Origin of the sequence: Arthrobacter sp., from assembly GCF_030540645.1 — a bacterium.
Taxonomy (GTDB): domain Bacteria; phylum Actinomycetota; class Actinomycetes; order Actinomycetales; family Micrococcaceae; genus Specibacter.
In genome coordinates this window covers 115,024-132,867 of record NZ_JAUNVV010000001.1, presented here as the reverse complement: position 1 = coordinate 132,867, position 17,844 = coordinate 115,024, and the positions used below count along the sequence as shown (strand labels likewise).

15 protein-coding genes are annotated in these 17,844 nt (G+C 62.4%); 4 read left to right on the top strand and 11 right to left on the bottom strand.

Going from position 1 to position 17,844, the window contains the following annotated elements; genetic code table 11:
- Positions 1-11 precede the first annotated feature (11 nt).
- Positions 12-1,154 (top strand): PLP-dependent cysteine synthase family protein, encoded by a 1,143-nt coding sequence (locus Q4P21_RS00585; protein WP_303386925.1) that lies wholly within the window; start codon positions 12-14, stop codon positions 1,152-1,154.
- A 36-nt stretch (positions 1,155-1,190) separates the two neighbouring features.
- Here Q4P21_RS00585 and Q4P21_RS00580 read toward each other — a convergent pair whose 3' ends face one another.
- Positions 1,191-1,847, bottom strand: coding sequence for an MBL fold metallo-hydrolase (locus tag Q4P21_RS00580; protein WP_303386924.1), 657 nt, complete (start codon positions 1,845-1,847; stop codon positions 1,191-1,193).
- A gap of 112 nt (positions 1,848-1,959) precedes the next feature.
- Between Q4P21_RS00580 and Q4P21_RS00575 the strand changes: the two genes are divergently transcribed.
- Entirely contained in the window at positions 1,960-2,400 is a 441-nt protein-coding gene (locus Q4P21_RS00575; RefSeq protein ID WP_303386923.1) for a Fur family transcriptional regulator, read from the top strand.
- Here the strand turns inward: Q4P21_RS00575 and Q4P21_RS00570 are convergent.
- From Q4P21_RS00570 to Q4P21_RS00525, 10 genes are all read right to left on the bottom strand, one after another.
- Entirely contained in the window at positions 2,369-3,799 is a 1,431-nt protein-coding gene (locus Q4P21_RS00570; protein WP_303386922.1) for a lipase maturation factor family protein, read from the bottom strand. The genes Q4P21_RS00575 and Q4P21_RS00570 overlap by 32 nt on opposite strands.
- A 74-nt stretch (positions 3,800-3,873) precedes the next feature.
- Entirely contained in the window at positions 3,874-4,749 is an 876-nt protein-coding gene (locus tag Q4P21_RS00565) for a metal ABC transporter permease (protein ID WP_303386921.1), read from the bottom strand.
- Positions 4,746-5,576, bottom strand: a complete 831-nt coding sequence (locus tag Q4P21_RS00560; protein WP_303386920.1) for a metal ABC transporter ATP-binding protein — start codon at positions 5,574-5,576, stop codon at positions 4,746-4,748. The genes Q4P21_RS00565 and Q4P21_RS00560 overlap by 4 nt, the downstream gene beginning before the upstream one ends.
- Complete coding sequence (locus tag Q4P21_RS00555; protein ID WP_303386919.1) at positions 5,573-6,514, bottom strand: metal ABC transporter solute-binding protein, Zn/Mn family; 942 nt, start codon at positions 6,512-6,514, stop codon at positions 5,573-5,575. Before Q4P21_RS00555 ends, Q4P21_RS00560 begins: the two co-directional genes overlap by 4 nt.
- A 76-nt stretch (positions 6,515-6,590) precedes the next feature.
- Entirely contained in the window at positions 6,591-7,649 is a 1,059-nt protein-coding gene (locus tag Q4P21_RS00550) for a hemolysin family protein (protein WP_303386918.1), read from the bottom strand.
- Entirely contained in the window at positions 7,646-9,007 is a 1,362-nt protein-coding gene (locus tag Q4P21_RS00545; RefSeq protein WP_303386917.1) for a hemolysin family protein, read from the bottom strand. Before Q4P21_RS00545 ends, Q4P21_RS00550 begins: the two co-directional genes overlap by 4 nt.
- 321 nt (positions 9,008-9,328) lie before the next feature.
- A complete protein-coding gene (locus Q4P21_RS00540) occupies positions 9,329-9,847 on the bottom strand; it encodes a flavin reductase family protein (protein WP_303386916.1) in 519 nt (172 codons plus the stop codon).
- Positions 9,848-9,982: 135 nt separating this feature from the next.
- Entirely contained in the window at positions 9,983-10,552 is a 570-nt protein-coding gene (soxR, locus tag Q4P21_RS00535; RefSeq protein ID WP_369598833.1) for a redox-sensitive transcriptional activator SoxR, read from the bottom strand.
- Positions 10,515-11,114, bottom strand: a complete 600-nt coding sequence (locus Q4P21_RS00530) for a gluconokinase (protein WP_303386914.1) — start codon at positions 11,112-11,114, stop codon at positions 10,515-10,517. The genes soxR and Q4P21_RS00530 overlap by 38 nt, the downstream gene beginning before the upstream one ends.
- Positions 11,115-11,228: 114 nt before the next feature.
- Positions 11,229-12,728: a GuaB1 family IMP dehydrogenase-related protein gene (locus Q4P21_RS00525; RefSeq protein WP_303386913.1), complete on the bottom strand. Its 1,500-nt coding sequence runs from the start codon at positions 12,726-12,728 to the stop codon at positions 11,229-11,231.
- Positions 12,729-13,061: 333 nt separating this feature from the next.
- Between Q4P21_RS00525 and Q4P21_RS00520 the strand changes: the two genes are divergently transcribed.
- Both Q4P21_RS00520 and Q4P21_RS00515 read left to right on the top strand, forming a co-directional pair.
- A complete protein-coding gene (locus Q4P21_RS00520; protein WP_303386912.1) occupies positions 13,062-16,868 on the top strand; it encodes a multifunctional oxoglutarate decarboxylase/oxoglutarate dehydrogenase thiamine pyrophosphate-binding subunit/dihydrolipoyllysine-residue succinyltransferase subunit in 3,807 nt (1,268 codons plus the stop codon).
- A gap of 38 nt (positions 16,869-16,906) precedes the next feature.
- Complete coding sequence (locus tag Q4P21_RS00515; protein ID WP_303386911.1) at positions 16,907-17,551, top strand: GDSL-type esterase/lipase family protein; 645 nt, start codon at positions 16,907-16,909, stop codon at positions 17,549-17,551.
- Positions 17,552-17,844: the final 293 nt, after the last annotated feature.

Here is a 17,844-nt window from a genome sequence, read left to right as displayed (position 1 = left end):
CACTTGGCAGTATGAACTCCGCAGCCGGCGACGCCGCCGAAACCCTCGTTTCCCCAGCAGCCACCCACCCTGCTGCCCACCACCGGGCATCCACCCGGGCGTGGACACGCAGCGCCATTGGCACGGTCCAAGCGGAAAGCAACCGCTCGGCCGACACCCACCTCTACAAGGTCGAGCTGCCGGTGAAGTGGGGGGTGGACTTGTATGTGAAGGACGAGTCCTGCCACCGCACAGGCAGCCTAAAGCACCGGCTGGCCCGCTCATTGTTCCTGTTTGCCCTGGTCAACGGCTGGATCAACGAAGGCACCACGGTGGTGGAGGCCAGTTCCGGCAGCACGGCCGTGTCCGAGGCCTACTTTGCACACTTGCTGGGTTTGGACTTTGTGGCTGTCATGACCCGCACGACCAGCCCGGAAAAAATTGCGCTCATCGAGCAGTTTGGCGGCCGCTGCCATTTCGTGGACAAGGCGGATGAAGTGTATTCGGCGGCGGCGGACATTGCCGCGCAGTGCAATGGCCACTACATGGACCAGTTCACCTATGCCGAGCGGGCCACCGACTGGCGCGGCAACAACAACATTGCCGAATCAATCTTCAGCCAGCTGGGGCACGAACGCTTCCCCGAGCCGTCCTGGGTGGTGGTCGGCGCAGGCACCGGCGGCACCTCCGCCACGATCGGGCGCTACATCCGCTACCACGGCCACGACACGCAATTGCTGGTGGTTGACCCCGAAGGTTCAGCGTTTTACCCGGCGTGGAAGAACCACGACCCCGCAACTGTCACCGGCACGTCCTCCCGCATTGAGGGAATCGGCCGCCCGCGCGTGGAGCCCAGCTTTGTCCCCGGCGTCATCGACGCCATGGCCGTCATCCCGGACGCCGCCTCCGTGGCGGCCATGATGCACTTTTCGGAGTTGACCGGCATGCACGCCGGCCCTTCCACCGGCACCAACCTGTGGGGTGTGTGGCAATTGGTGGCGCAGATGGTGGCCCGCGGCGAAAAGGGCAGCATCGTGACGTTGATGTGCGACGGCGGCGAACGCTACGCGGGCAGCTACAACAACCCTGACTGGTTGGCTGAAAAGGGCTTGGATCCGGCCCCGCATCTGACGGCGATCAACAACTTCTTTGCGGGCGGGCCCTGGCAAGGCTGATCCTCAGGCCCACAAACCGCTGGGCCCGCCAGCATCCTAGATTTCCACCGATGTCCCGGGGTGCAGGTGACGGAACTTCACCCCGTGCAGGCCGCCAATACGTTCAATGTGGGATTCCGTGAACGCCAGCCCTTGTTCGTTCAGCAGCCCGTCGTGGATCTGGTAGGCATGCGGGGCCCTGACCGAGACCACAAAGTCCACCACTTCGGACACCTTGGACCAGGGCGCGTGGACAGGAACCAAAAGCGTTCCCACACTGACCCCGTGCGGAACAATCAGGGCATCGCCGGGGTGGTATACGTCGTCGTCAATCAGGTAGCCCACATTGGCCACCGCGGCCATGGTGGGGTGGATGACCGCGTGCTGGCCGCCAAAGCACTGCACGGCAAAACCGGCCACCGCAAAACTGTCGCCAGGCGCGGCCTCCACCACCCGGGCGGACTGCTCTGGGGCATGTGAGTGCAGGTCGCGGACCACTGATGCAGGGGCGTATATGGTCAGTTCCGGTAAATCTGCCAGGGCTTGGGTGAGCGCCGCAGGGTCGTAGTGGTCGGCGTGCTCGTGTGTGATGAGCACGGCGTCGGCACCTTCAAGGGCGGCGGCGGATTCGGAAAAGATTCCCGGATCAAGGACAAGGACCCGCCCATTCTGCTCGAGTCGGATACAGGCGTGGGTGAATTTTGTCAGCAACATGGCCCCAGCATATGCCTGTTGCACCGCCCGGGCCATGGGCCCGCAAGCTTCCCCGCAGCCGGTGCGCTAGGCTGGATAATTGGATCCAGCAAGAGGAAAGTGGGTTGCGGCAATGTCGGGTGCACCGGTGAAGGAGCAGCGCGTCACCAAGCAGCGCACAGCCATCAGTGCTGCGTTGGACACCTTGGACGACTTTGTCAGCACCCAGGAACTCCACCGTCTGCTGCACGAACAGGGAACGCCGGTATCCCTGGCCACCACGTACCGGATTCTGGCCTCCATGGCCGAGGACGGCGAGCTCGACACCCTGCGCAACAGCGAGGGTGAGGCCGTCTACCGCCGCTGTTCGGCCACCAGCCACCACCACCATCTGTTGTGCCGCGTATGCGGGAAAACGGTGGAATTCGAAGCCCCCGAAGTGGAGAGCTGGGCCGCATCCATGGCCAAAGCCCATGGTTTCACCCAGGTGCAGCACACCGTGGAAATTTACGGACTGTGTCCGGAGTGCTCCGCTACTTGTGTCACCCAAGCGGCGGCACCAGCAACCCCATAGGCTCGCGCACCCACCAGTTGCCCGTTCGTCGCCATTCACGCCACGATGTGAAGCGGTAGGCATAGACCTGCGCCCTGACCTGCTGCGGTGTCTGACCGGCAAAGGGGTCACGGCGCAGTAGCTTCAGCGTTGCCGGGTCGGCAGCCAGCAATTGGTGCAGGAACGGGACAAACCAGTTCATGCCAGGCTGCCCCAGGGCAAGGAACCACATCATCCAGTCGAGGCGCAGGTGGTAGGGGGCCCATTGCCGCGGCATGCGGGCCGGATCTCCGGGCTTGCCCCGAAATCCGTATTCAAGCCACTGCTGCCCGTCCCAGCCTTCCACCACCACCTCGAAGCGGTCGCGGGTGATGCTGCCAAACGCACCGTAGGCATTGCCCAGCCGCCAGCGGTTGAAGCTGGCGTTCATGGCCTGACGGCGGGAGAACAGGTTCCGCAGCGGCCGCCAGCTGAGCACCACCATCAGCACGCCCATGGCGAGGACCACCAACACGAACCAGAGCGGGCTGCCTGCATTGCCCGGAGCGCCGCCCGGCAACCTGCCAGGCACCACCAGTACCGAATCCCCGACAGCCGAGCACGCCAGTACAAGGGTGAGCAGGTTCAGCCAGGCAAAGTTGCCCGAAAGCACCAGCCACAGTTGGGTGATAACAACAACCAGCGCAGCCCAGCTGGCAACTGGCTGCGGGGCAAAAAGCAGGAAGGGCACCACCAGTTGGGCGAAGTGGTTGCCCAGCACCTCCACCTTGTGCAGCGGCTTGGGCAGGTGGTGGAACCACCAGCTGAGCGGATTGGGCATGGGCTGGGTCTCGTGGTGGTAGTACAAGGCCGTGAGGTCGCGCCAGGCTGTGTCTCCGCGCATCTTGATCATGCCGGCGCCAAACTCCAGCCGGAACACAAGCCAGCGGAACAGCCAGAGCGTGATGACCGGCGTCGTGGTTTGGTTCGAGCCGAGGAAGGCAGCCAAAAAGCCCGCCTCCAGGAGTAGGATTTCCCAGCCAAAGCCGTAAAAGACCTGCCCCACATTCACGATCGACATGTACAGCAGCCACATGGCGAAGAACGCGAGCATGGGCAGCCACGGCGGCCCGCGCTGCGGCAGGCCGAGCACCACCGTCACGCCAATGCCCGCGCCGCCCCACGCGACAACCCGCAGCAGGGCATCCGAATAGTGGCGGCGAAACAAACTGGGGCCCGGAAGCCTGGAAATGCGCTGCACGTAACGGGGTACCGGCAGCAGGCCGCGCTCCCCCAACAGGGCCGGGAATTGCAGTGCACTCGACACGAACGCCACCACGAAGACGGCCGCAATGCCGTGTTGGAGCACAAAGCGGGCGGCGAAGCCCCCTTCGGCAGCAAACCAGCCGACGTTCAACCAGCCGGCACCCAACCAGTCCATGACCCCACGCTAGACCACCATGCCCGCCCGTGGTGAGGTCATGCCAACACGGTTGTCGTCTGCAAAGTCGCTGTCTACACGACGGCAGCAGGGCGTGCGGACCAGCCGCGGCGACGGCGCCAGGCCCCACCGAGCCGGCACAACACGTAGATGGCAAAGGACAACGTGGTGACATAGGGGCTGATCGGGATGCTGCCGCCCAGCGCCAGCATGATCCCGCCGACGGTGGAGATCATGGCAAAGGCCACACTGAGCAGCACCACCATGCGCGGGGTGGCCGTGATCTGCAGAGCCGCCGCGGCCGGGGTGATCAGCAGCGCCAAGACCAGCAGTGCCCCCACCACTTGAATGGACAGTGCCACCGCTATGCCGAGCAGGAACATGAAGGCCAGTGACAGGGTCCGCACTGGTACCCCGCGAGCCGTGGCGATGTCAGGATCCGCACTGGCAAACGTCAGCGGCCGCCAAATCAGCACAAGCCCCACGACAACCACCAGCGCCGTGCCGGCCAGCGCGGAAAGCTGGGTTGAATCCACCGAGACGATCTGGCCCGTCAGCAGTCCGAATTTATTGGCCGAACGGCCCTGGTACAGCGACAAAAACAAGATGCCCAAACCCAGGCCAAACGGCATGATGACGCCAATGACGGAGTTCCGCTCCCGCGCCCGCACGCCCATGACCCCCAGCAGCAGTGCTGCCAGGATGGAGCCAACCAGCGAGCCCATGATCACGTCGGCACCCACCAGCAGTGCGAAGGCCGCCCCGGCAAAGGACAGCTCGGCAATGCCATGGACGGCGAAGGCAAGGTCGCGCATCATGACGAACGTGCCTATCAGACCGCCCACCACGCCCAGGATTGCCCCGGCCAGCAAGGTATCCGTGAACAGCGGCAGCAGTTCCCCGTAGTTGGAGAAGTTCAGCACCGCGTCGGAAAAGTCCGCCCAGCTCACGAGGCCTCCACCATGCTGGCGGCATCCCCGGTGTGCGGGCCGTGCCCGTCCACCACCGAGTCCGGGCGCCCCACCACCACCAGCCGGCCGTCCATGTTGAGCACCTCGACATGGGTTCCGTACAGATTGGACAGCACGTCGGTGCGCATGACCTCCTCCGGCGTGCCCAGTGTGAACCGACCGCCTGCCAGGTACAGCACCCGGTCCACGTGTTCCAGAATCGGGTTGATTTCATGCGTGACAAATACGACGGCGGCCCCGTTGGCCTTCGCTTGATGGCCCACCAATGCGCTGACCGCCCGCTGGTGGAAAAGGTCAAGGGAAAGCAGCGGTTCATCGCACAGCAGCACTTTTGGTTTGGCGGCGATGGCTTGGGCAATCCGCAGCCTTTGCTGTTCACCGCCGGAGAGCATGCCGACGGGGATGCGCCCGTAGCTGGTGGCGCCGACCTGTTCCAGAAGCTCGTCTACGCGCTGGCGGTATTCCCTGCCACGGATGCGCACGCCCCACTTGTTCCCGTCTACGCCCAAGCCCACCAGGTCACGGGCGCGCAGTGCGGTGTCGGGGGCAAAGTTCTTTTGCTGGGGAACGTAGCCGATGGCGCGGTTGCCGCGTTTGGCGGGCCCGCCGTCGACGCTCAGGGTGCCGGAGCTCAGCTGCGACAGTCCGAGCAGGATCTTTAGAAAACTGGTCTTCCCACTGCCGTTGGCCCCCAGCACGGCCAGGAACTCACCCGGCTGGATTTCAAGGTTGAGGTCCTGCCAGAGCGTCCGTGACCCATAGCTGAGCGTGGCCCGCTTGAGACTGATAGCTGCCGGGGAACTCACTTGGCGGTCCCGCCGGAGCTGGCGGCAGGGGCCCCCAGTGCCTGTTCCAGCGCGGTGACGTTGGCACCCATCCAGTCCAAGTAGGAGATGCCTGCGGGGAGGGTTTCAGAGAAGTCGACGACGGGAATCCCTGCTGCCTTCGCGGCCTGCTTGACCTCTATGGTTTGCGGACTTTCGGTCTGTTCGTTGTTGGCCAACAAGACAAGGGTTCCGGATTTCATGAGCGTGAGCGTCTCCGTCATCACGGCCGCCGGGACGTCGCTGCCATTCTCCACGGCCTCGGTGAACTTCTGCGGGGTCGCGTTGACCAGCCCTGCCTGCTCCAGCAGGTACAGCGGGACGGGTTCAGTGATGGCAACGGCCGAGCCGCCGTGGACGCCCTTGAGAAGTTGCAGCCTGTCATCAAGTTGCTTCAGCTTTTCCTTGAAAGCGGCGGCCTGCGTTGCAAAGCTTGCGGCTTCGGCGGGTGCTGCGGCACTGAAGCGGCCGGCCAGGTCATCCGCCAGCTTGGCCATGGTGGGCAAGGAGTACCACAGGTGCTCATTGAAGTCCGCGCCCGTATCAAGGCCGGAAAGCGCACTGACGTTCACCACCTGTGCCGGGTCAAGCTGGCCCTTGGCCAGCTGCGTGAAGAAGTCGTCGTAGCCGCCGCCGTTTTCAATCCCGATCTGCGCTTTGGAGACGGCCAGCTTGTCCTGGGCGTTGGCCTCATAGCCGTGGGGATCCGCCCCTGCCTTGGAAACGATGGAATGCACGGTGACGTGGCTGCCGCCAATGGCCTTGGCAATATCGCCATACACATTCGTGGAAGCCACCACCGGGATGGTCCCTCCCGTGGACGCAGCCGGAGCATCCCCGCCACCGCCACAGGCTGCCAGCGCCAATGATGCGGCGAGAGCTGCTCCCATGAGGAGAACGGTGCGGCGGGGATGAAACATGCAACTCCTTGAAATCATGCTAATGAGAATTGTTACCAATAAGAACCAGCATAGCCCATATTGGGAACCATTCGCATCAAGCCCTACGGCGGTCCTGAATCTGCGTTTGCGTGGCGTCGCGAATTTCACCCACGAGCTGCTCAATCACATCCTCGAGGAACAAGACGCCCACGGTCTGGCCGGCGTCGTCAATCACCCGGGCCATGTGGGAGCCGGTACGTTGCATGATTGCCAGCACGTCCTCAATCTCCTCCCCCGCCTGCAAGTTCACCATGGAGCGCACGCGACCTTCGCCGATGGGCGTTTGATAACGTTCAAGCGGTATGCGCAGCACATCCTTCAGGTGCAGATAGCCCAGCAGGAAACCTTCCGCATCAGCGAAAATAAACCGTGAGAAGCCCGTCTTTCCCACCATGTGCTCGAAGTCCACGGGGGTGGCGTCGGCAGGAAGGGTGACGAGCGCCTCCAATGGCACCATCACGCCCTGGGCTGTTTGCGAGGAAAACTCCAGCGCACCGGTAATCAGCCCGGTTTGGTCATCCACCGTTCCGCTGCGCGTGGATTCCTCCACGATCGACTGCACTTCCTGCAAGGTGAAGCTGGAGGAAACTTCGTCGGTGGGCACAATGCCAAACAGCCGCACCACGTGGTTTGCCGTCCAGTTCAACGCCACAATAACGGGGCGCACCACCTTGCCAATGAGCACCAGCGGAGGCGCCAGCAGCAGTGCCGCCTTGTCCGCAGCGGACACGCTCATGTTCTTGGGCACCATCTCGCCAAAGGTCACGTGCAGGAACGTCACGAGCGCAAGCGTAAGCACAAAAGCCACGGGAGCACCGACGTTGTCCTGCACGCCGATCGCATGAAGTGGCTGGACCAGCAGGTGGTGGATGGCAGGTTCGGAGACGTTCAGGATTAAGAGCGAACACACGGTGATGCCCAGCTGCGAGCAGGCAAGCATCAGTGACACGTTTTCCATGGCGCCGAGGGTGATCTTGGCCCGTTTGGAGCCCGCGTCGGCCAACGGTTCAATCTGGCTGCGCCGGGCGGTCATCACGGCAAATTCAGCCGCCACGAAGAAGGCGTTGCCCAGCAACAGCACCACCAGCCAGGCAAGTCCTGCCCACGGGCTCACAGCGAACCACCTGCCGAAGACGTGCCGTCAGCTTCCCTGCCGTCTTCCTGCGCGCCGTCAGCGGAAGGTGCCGGAATGAAGCGGATCCGGTCGATCCGGCGTCGTTCCACCCTGTCCACCACCAACAAGCCGCCTTCAACGGCAACAGTGTCGCCCACCACGGCGATCCGGCCCAGCTCGGCCATCATGAAGCCACCCACGGTTTCATAGCCGGCCTCGTCGGGCACATTGAGCTGGCCGATGCGTTCGGAGACTTCGTCGGGGCGCATGAGGCCAGGCAGGAACCAGGTGCCGTCAGCGTTGAGCAGGATGCCGGGCTTGGCCCTGTCATGCTCGTCGGAGACTTCGCCCACGATTTCCTCCACCAGGTCTTCAAGGGTCGTCACCCCTGCGGTGCCGCCGTATTCATCCTGGACGACGGCCATTTGCAGGTTGCCTTCACGCAGTTCAAGGATCAGTGCATCCAGGTGAAGGGTTTCAGGCACACGCAGGACATCTGTCATGATGGCGCCCACTTCAATGTCGGGGCGCTTGTGGAACGGGATGGAGACAGCTTTCTTCAAGTGGACGACGCCGAGGATCTGGTCGGCGGATTCGCCAATGACGGGGAAACGTGAATAGCCGGTGCGCCGGGCCACGTCGACAATCTCCGTGACGGACTTGGTGCTTTCGATCGTCTCCACCCGCATGCGCGGGGTCATGACGTCTGCGGCAGTCTGCTCGGAAAAGCTCAGGGTGCGGGCCACAAATGTCGCCGTTGTTTTATCAAGGGTGCCCATGACGGCGGAGCGGCGGACCAGGGAAGCCAGTTCCGCCGGCGAACGCGCACCCGAGATTTCCTCCTTGGCTTCCATGCCGAAGAGGTGCAGGACCTTGTTGGAAAATCCGTTGAGAACAACGATGGCCGGCTTGAAGATCATGGTGAACACCAAGTGCGGCTTGGCCACTGCCTTGCCAATTTCAAAGGACTTGGCGATGGCCATGTTCTTCGGCACCAGTTCGCCAATCAACATGGACAGCAGCGTGGCCACAACCATGGCGGCGGCCAGGGCAACCCCGGCTATGGCGGGCGCGGGAACCCCCAGCGCCCCCAACGGTCCGGCCAACAGTGCACCAAGCGAGGGCTCCATCAAGAAACCTGTCAGGAGCGTGGTCAGCGTAATACCCAACTGGCAGCTGGATAGCTGCGTGGAGAGGCTTTTGAGGCAATGCAGCAGCGGAACCGCCGCCTTGTCACCTTCGTTGACGGCGCGTTGCACGGCCGTCTGGTCCAAGGCTATGAGGGAGAATTCAACGGCAACAAAAAACCCTGTACCAAGGATGAGCAGCAGGCCTGCCGCCAACAATATCCATTCCACTTACAGTTCCCCCCCTGTCACGACGCGTTGTGTTACTGCGCGTAAGTTGGGGTTGGCCGCCGGCGGGGGGTGGTCGGCGCTGGGGCCGGCCACTGCTGGGGCTGCGGAGCTGTGGTCACGAGTGCGGGGTTTGCCGGCATGGGCAGCGGGGTTGCAAGTAGGCATTTTTATGCCCTGCAAGCCAGTGCGCCGGCCCCTAGATTTACTTTTCATAGGATTTTTAGTGTACATCAGGACAGTGCGGGACCTTGTGGGAACAGGTGTGCAGAAAATGAACAACAGCTGGGAAACTGCCGGGAACGAACTGGTGGGGGTATGGCTCTAGCCGGGAAGGATGCTGTGCCCGCCCAGGCGGTGGAATGCCCGGCTGTGGTACACCATGGCCTCACCGGTGGTTTCGGCAACCACAATCTCCAACACCTCGGCGGCCAGCAGCAGTGAGCCGCCAGCGGGGGTACGGCTAAGAACTTTGCAGCGCAGCGCATGGCCGCTGTGCGCCAGCAGCGGCTCTCCCGTATCCAGACGCGTCCACACCATGGAGCCGTTGAAGCGTTCTGAAGTCGAACTGGCGAAGCATTTGGCCAACTCTAGATCGCCAACGCGCAAAAGGTGGACAACCACAGTGTCGGCAACGGCAATGGCTGCGGCAGATCCACTGCCAGCGGCCAGCGAAAAAGCCAGAAGTGGCGGATCTACGGAGACGGACGCCACCGAAGATGCGGTGATCCCCACCGGTCCGGTGGGAGAATCCGCTGTGATGATGGACACGCCAGCAGGATGGGCACCGAACGCCGCCTTGAAATCTCGGGCCAGTCTGGTCTCCTGAAGCTGCACGGTCATGACCACAAAATCCTCTCACCCTGACTTGCCTGGGCGGCAAGATCCTTAAGGCACTCTAGAACCTCAACTATAGTTCAGGTCAAGCCGAAGGCCCGTGACCGTGGTCACAATTGGGCATGTTCGCCTCTTACACCGTCACATTTCGGGGTCATCGAAGGCTCGGGCACCCGGCCCTGCACCGGCAACTTGATCGTCCGGGTTCACAAAACCGCATTCAGCCAGCGACAGGCAACCGCAGCCAATACAGCCGCTGAGGCTTCCGCGCAGCTTTTCCAGAGCGGAAATGCGGGCATCCAATTCGTGTTGCCAAGCCTCGGAGAGCCTGCTCCAGTCGTCCTTCCCCGGGACATCTTCGCGTGGCAGTTCAGCAAATACTTCTGCCGTCAGGGCCAGCGGTATGCCCGCTCGCTGCGCTGCCCGGATGACGGCTACCCTGCGGAGCACCGAACGATTGTATCGGCGCTGGTTTCCGGTTGTCCGGCTACTGAAAATCAGCCCCTGTCGCTCATAGAAATGCAGCGCTGAGACGTTGACACCGCTACGTGCCGCCACCTGGCCCACGCTTAACTCTTCGTCAAGGTGAACGGGCTCTGACGTTGCAGGTTCTAACCGAGTCGGTTCAAACTGTGCAGTCGCAGAGTCGTGCTTCCCTGCTGGTTTTGCTGGTTCAGCAGCCAAGAAGACGCCTGATCCCGGCTTCGGCATCGGTGACGATTTTTCCGATCCCCCCGGAGATGTCAACGACGACCGCCCGCTCATCAGAAGTGAGCTGCTCCAGCGCCGCGATTTGCGACGTCAGCAGTGAGACGGGCATAAAGTGTCCAGAACGGCCTTCAAGGCGTGTACTGAGCACCTCGGCGGTCCCCTCAAGGTGCAGGAAAATCGTGTCCGGAGCCTGTTCCCGGATGATGTCGCGGTAGCGGCGTTTCAAGGCCGAACATGCCACGACGATTCCCGGCGCCCTGGTGGTCGCCAACTCATGGCCCACCAGTTCAAGCCATGGCTGTCGGTCGGCGTCGTTCAACGGCACTCCTGCCGCCATTTTACGAACATTATCCAAGGGGTGCAGCGAATCAGCATCCACAAATGGGAAATTCATGGCGTCCGCCACCAACGCGCCAATGGTGCTTTTACCCGCCCCAGACACTCCCATGACAACGATCCGGGGAGTGCCGCACCGGGGCTCTGCAACCGGCGTTGGTGCGCGCCCGGAGGTATTCGCCGATACTGCACTGTCGGGAACGGGCACGAAGTCATGGCTACTCATACCTTCTTGTATATCAAGAGGTGGCGCACATCACCGAACAGGGTGCCCTTCGTTGAAAGAGAGTTGAAAGTGAGTTGAATGCGCGTGGCCCTCTCGTTGAACACGGCTTGCGCGCTACCAGCTCTGTGGCAGCGCCCGTCCTTCCTCATATCCGGCAGCAGACTGCACACCGACTACGGCACGTTCACGGAACTGTGCAAGAGACAATGCCCCCGCATACGTCAACGAACTGCGCAGTCCGGCCGTGATCATATCCAGCAGGTCCTCCACGCCGGGGCGGGCTGGGTCAAGGTACATCCTCGACGTGGAGATACCCTCCTCGAACAGGCCCTTTCGGGCCCGCGCAAATGCCGCGTCCCCCGAGGTTCTGTTTTGCACGGCCCGTGCCGAGGCCATGCCAAAACTCTCCTTATATTGGCGTCCGCTGGCATCGACCTGCAGATCACCTGGACTTTCGTAGGTGCCGGCAAACCAAGAGCCAATCATGACCTGACTCGCCCCCGCTGCCAGCGCCAGGGCAACATCGCGTGGATACCGCACCCCGCCGTCGGCCCAGACGTGGGCACCCAGCTCGGCCGCCGCTGCAGAACATTCCAACACGGCCGAAAACTGCGGTCGGCCCACGGCGGTCATCATGCGTGTGGTGCACATGGCTCCGGGTCCCACACCCACTTTGATGATGTCGGCCCCGGCGTCCACCAGATCCCGCACACCCGCTGCGCTGACAACGTTTCCGGCAGCAACAGGGACGGAAGGGGAAAGCCGCCGCACGGCCCGCAACGCGTCGAGCATTTTTTTCTGGTGTCCGTGCGCCGTGTCCAGCACCAGCGTGTCAACTCCGGATTCCAACAACGCCGCGGCCTTCTTTCCCACGTCCCCATTGACGCCCACGGCAACACCGAGCCGCAGCCGTCCAGAGTCATCAAGGGCCGGCCGGTAAATGGTGGAACGCAGCGCCCCGGTGCGGGTGAGTACACCCACCACCTCCCCCGACCGCAGCACAGGGGCAAAGTCGGTTCCAGCGGCGTCAAGCACGGCAAAGGCTTCGCGCAGGGCCTCGTCCGTGAGTTTCTTGGCCTGGGCATAGTCAAGGTCGCCGGAGTCCGCCTGGGCCCGGATCTCGTCAAAGGGCACAGCGTCCAAGGTGAGCACATTTGAGCGCATGACCGAGGCCAATGAGGCGAACCTGTCCACCCCCTCGCAGTCGGCACCGCGCACCACTCCGACAAAGTCCTGGCCGTCCACCACCACCACGGCATTGTGGGAACGCTTGGACATCAGGTGAACGGCGTCAATGACAATGTCACCGGCCGTCATCAGCAGCGGCGTTTCATAGAGGCTGTCGCGCTGTTTTACCCAGCTGACCACCGAGCGCAACACATCCAGGGGCACGTCCTGCGGCAAAATCGCCATGCCGCCACGCCGGGCTACCGTTTCGGCCATGCGTTTTCCGGAAACCGCCGTCATGTTTGCAACCATCAGCGGAATGGTGGTCCCGGTGCCGTCACCGCTTGAAAGGTCAACGTCCATGCGTGAAGTGACGGTGGAACGCGACGGAACCAGGAACACATCCGAATACGTCAAATCGGTGACCGCTTGGTGTAGAAAACGCATGGCACTCCCTTAGCTGAAATGGCCCCGAAGCAGCTCCCCTGCTGCCCTCTGGCGCACTGCCGGGCCGCCAGATTTTGAGTCTAGCTGTCCGCCTGCAGCCGTTCACCGCAAAATCGATCAATTTTGTTGATTCCGCAGGCGCGCCGCAGCAAAGATTGGCCTACAGGCTATCTTGCTTACTAGACTTGCTGCCGGACGGGGTTTGTTGGACCCCACCCACTTTTGAAATAGACTACGCAAGTTCGCTACGCGCGCACCCAGCCCCGGTCGGATGCCGCCGTGCTGATACTTGCACAGCGGGCAACAAGAACTCATGGAAGAGGCGTAATACACGTGCCAGAGCAATCCATCCACCGTCTACCCGAAGAATTTGGCGGCAACGAGTGGCTCGTCGATGAACTGTATGAGCGCTACAAAAGCGACAAGAACTCCGTAGACAAGAAGTGGTGGCCGCTCTTCAACGGGTTCGCAGCCGATGATGCAGACGGTAATGGTCGCCACACTGCAGCCAACGTTGCCCCGATCACGGCACAGATCCCCGTCGTTCCAGCACCCGCAGCTCCTGCGGCCGCTACCCCGAGCGCCGCTGCCCCGAGAACGACGCCGGCAGCTCCTACCGTCGTTGCGGCAGCTCCCGCTGCAGCCCCCAAGGCACCGAGCGCCCCGCGCCGTCCTGCCCCCGCCAAGGACGCAGCCCGCACCGGCGCCGTGCCCATCCCGGCCCAGTTGCCCAAGACAGCCAAGGACAAGTCCGTTCCTGACGAGGCTGTCAAGAGCATCCTGCGCGGACCGGCGAAGGCCATTGCCGCCAACATGGTCACAAGCTTGGAGGTGCCCACCGCCACCAGCGTGCGCGCCATCCCGGCCAAGCTGCTCATCGACAACCGCGTTGTCATCAACTCCAACCTTGCCCGTGCCCGTGGCGGCAAGGTTTCCTTCACGCACTTGATCGGCTACGCCGTCGTCAAGGCACTGGGCGAGTTCCCGTCCATGAACGTGCACTACGAGGAAATTGACGGTAAGCCCGTCTCGGTCCAGCCACCGCATGTGAACTTTGGCATCGCCATCGACCTGCCCAAGCCCGACGGCACCCGCTTGCTGATCGTGCCGAACATCAAGCGTGCAGAGACGATGAACTTCGCCGAGTTCTGGCGCACCTATGAGGACTTGATCAAGCGTGCCCGCGCTGGCAAGCTCACCGCTGACGACCACGCCGGCACCACCGTTTCGCTGACCAACCCCGGTGGCATTGGCACAGTGCACTCGGTGCCGCGTCTGTCCAAGGGCCAGGCCGCCATCATCGGCGTCGGTTCCCTTGACTACCCTGCCGAGTTCCAGGGTGCCAGCGCAAAAATCATTGCCCGCAACGCTGTCTCCAAGATTCTGACGCTGACAAGCACCTACGACCACCGTGTCATCCAGGGTGCCGGTTCCGGAGAGTTCCTGAAGCGGATCAACGCGCTACTGCTCGGCGCCGACAAGTTCTACGATGAGATCTTCGAATCCCTACGCATCCCGTACGAACCCGTGCGCTGGAGTGTGGACCTGCAGGTGGACCCGGCCGACCAGATCAACAAGGTCGCCCGTATCCAGCAGCTCATCCACTCCTACCGCGTGCGCGGCCACCTCATGGCTGACACCGACCCCTTGGAATACGTCCAGCGCAAGCACCCCGACCTTGATGTGCTGACCTATGGCCTGACGCTGTGGGACCTTGACCGCGAATGGCCCACCGGTGGCTTTGGCGGCAAGCAAAAGCTGCTGCTACGCGACATCCTCGGAGTTCTGCGCGACGCCTACTGCCGCACCACCGGTATTGAATACATGCACATTCAGGAGCCGGAACAGCGCGAATGGTTCCAGGAACAGCTGGAACACCCCTACTCCAAGCCGAGCCGCGAGGAGCAGCTGCGCATTGTTTCCAAGCTGAACTCGGCAGAGGCGTTTGAGACGTTCCTGCAGACAAAGTTCGTGGGCCAGAAACGCTTCTCACTTGAGGGCGGCGAATCCTTGATTCCGCTGCTTGACTCGATCATTTCCGACGCCGCCGACGACGGCCTGGACGAGGTTGCGATCGGCATGGCCCACCGTGGGCGCCTGAACGTGCTCACCAACATCGCCGGCAAGACCTACGCTCAGGTCTTCCGTGAATTTGAAGGCACCCAGGATTCACGCAGCGTCCAGGGTTCTGGCGACGTGAAGTACCACTTGGGCACCGAAGGCACCTTCACCTCCGACTCCGGCAATGAGACCAGGGTCTACCTGGCCGCCAACCCCTCCCACCTGGAAGCCGTGGACGGCGTCCTTGAGGGAATTGTGCGAGCCAAGCAGGACCGCCTGGACCAGCGTGAAAACTACCCCGTATTGCCCCTCATGGTGCACGGCGACGCCGCGTTTGCCGGCCAGGGCGTGGTTGCGGAAACGCTGAACCTGTCCCAGCTGCCCGGCTACCGCACGGGCGGTACCATCCACGTTGTTGTCAACAACCAGGTCGGGTTCACCACGGCACCGTCCTCATCCCGCTCATCGGTGTACTCCACCGACGTTGCCAAGATGATCCAGGCGCCGATCTTCCACGTCAACGGTGACGACCCTGAAGCAGTGGTCCGCACCGCCCAGCTGGCATACCAGTTCCAGCAGCGCTTCCGCGTGGACGTTGTCATCGACATGGTTTGCTACCGCCGCCGCGGCCACAACGAGGGCGACGACCCCTCGATGACGCAGCCGCTGATGTACAACCTCATCGAGGCCAAGCGTTCAGTGCGCCGCCTGTACACGGAAGCGTTGATTGGCCGCGGCGACATCACTGAAGAGGAAGCCACGCAGCTGCTGCGCGACTACCAGGAACGCTTGGAACGCGTCTTCGCCGAAACACATGCGGCACAGACGTCCCCGATCCCGATCATCACGAAGGATTCGCAGGCCGTGTCCGACCTCGAGCGCCCCACGGCGCAACAGGAGGACAGTGGTGTGAACGATCCCCAGGTCACTGCCATCAGCGCCGACACCCTGGCCCACATAGGTGCAACACACCTGGCCGTTCCTGAAGGCTTTGAGGTACACCACAAGCTCAAGCCGCTGCTGGAAAAGCGCGATGCAATGTCCCGCGAAGGCGGCATCGACTGGGGCTTTGGCGAACTCGCCGCCTACGGCTCCCTGTTGATGGAAGGTGTCCCGGTTCGCATGGCCGGCCAGGACTCACGCCGCGGCACGTTCGTGCAGCGCCATGCAGTGTTCCACGACCGCGCCAACGGCAACGTCTGGACGCCCCTGCGCGATCTCAGCAAGGACCAGGCGAAGCTGTGGATCTATGATTCCCTGCTCAGCGAATATGCCGCCATGGCCTTCGAGTACGGCTACTCCGTGGAACGCCCGGACGCACTGGTCGTCTGGGAAGCCCAATTCGGTGACTTCGTCAACGGCGCCCAGACCGTCATCGACGAGTTTGTCTCCTCAGCCGAGCAGAAGTGGGGCCAGCGCTCCTCGCTGGTGCTCATGCTGCCGCACGGCTACGAAGGACAGGGCCCGGACCACTCCTCTGCGCGCATTGAACGCTTTATGCAAATGTGCGCCGAAGACAACATGATCGTGGCCAACCCGACCACTCCGGCCTCGCACTTCCACCTGTTGCGCCGCCAGGCCTACCGCCGTCCGCGCAAGCCGTTGATCATCTTCACGCCCAAGCAGCTGCTGCGCTTGAAAGCCGCCGCCTCCTCGGTGGAGGACTTCACCCAGGGCGGCTTCCGTACCGTCATCGGTGAGCATGCAGCGGTGGACAACAACGCCGTCGACCGCGTATTGCTGGTCTCTGGCCGGCTGTACTACGACTTGCTCGCAGCGCGGGACAAGCACGCGGACAACAAGGTTGCCATTGTCCGCGTCGAGCAGCTGTACCCGCTGCCGTTGGCTGAGATCAAGGCTGAACTGGCCAAGTACCCGAACGCTGAAGTCGTGTGGGCTCAGGACGAACCGGCAAACCAGGGACCGTGGCCGTTCATGGGCTTGAACCTGGCACCGGAACTGGACAGGAAGCTAAGCCGTGTTTCACGTCCGGCCTCCGCCGCCACAGCAACGGGCTCGGCCAAGAACCATGCCGTTGAACAGACTCTGCTGGTCATGCAGGCGTTTGAACGCAACTAGCACGTGAAACATGCCCGGCCTGCACCAACAGGCCGGGCATGTTTCATGTAGATTCAATATTCGTAGACAAGGAAGAGGGCGCTGTGGAAAAACGGGAACTGCGAATAATATCTGTGGGCGAGGAATTGATCGCCGGTGTGGGTGATCCCCGCGCGCTGGGCTGGCTTGGCCGCGTCCTGGCCAGGACGCCCGCAGAGGCAGTTTCGGTGGAATCGTTTGTGCTTGCCTGCCCGCGTGAAGGCACCGAGGCCCTGGCCAGCAGGTGGCTGATCGAAGCCAGCCGCCGTTTTGACGACTTCCATGAGAACCGCCTCGTCATTGGCCTTTCAGGTCGAGACATTGAATATGGGCTTTCCACGGCCAGGAGCCGGCTCAACCTGGCCAACATCCTGGACGGCGCAACTCAGCTGAACATCCCGGTGTTCGTCGTGGGCCCACCTCCATCACTGGATCCGGCGCTAAACCGCAAACTGGCAGAACTCAACACCGCTTTCGCCGACGTCACAACGCGCCGCAAGCACCACTACGTTGACACATTTACACCCCTGCAAAACCATGAGCAATGGCGCAACGACGTTGCCGCAAACGCAGGATCCCCGGGACAGGCCGGCTACGGCCTGATGGCGTGGCTGGTGCTGCACCGGGGCTGGTACCAGTGGCTGGACCTGCCCGAGGCCGCCTGAGGCCCTTCATTAGGTGCAGGTGCGCCACTTATGCGAAACTAGATGCGGATCGATTTTGAAGATCTTTGAGAAGATTGGAGTCAGCTATGTCCAAGCGTTCGCGCAAGCGTCGGGATCGTAAGCGTGGCGGCGCTAACCACGGTAAGCGTCCCAACACTTAAATCTTGACGTAACAAAGCACAAGCCCGCTCCGCCACCAGGCAGAGCGGGCTTTTGCATGCCACCAATCAGTGATGTGACCAACCAGTCAAGGCATTAAACACGGAAAATACTGTTTCAAAGCTAGGGTGGGA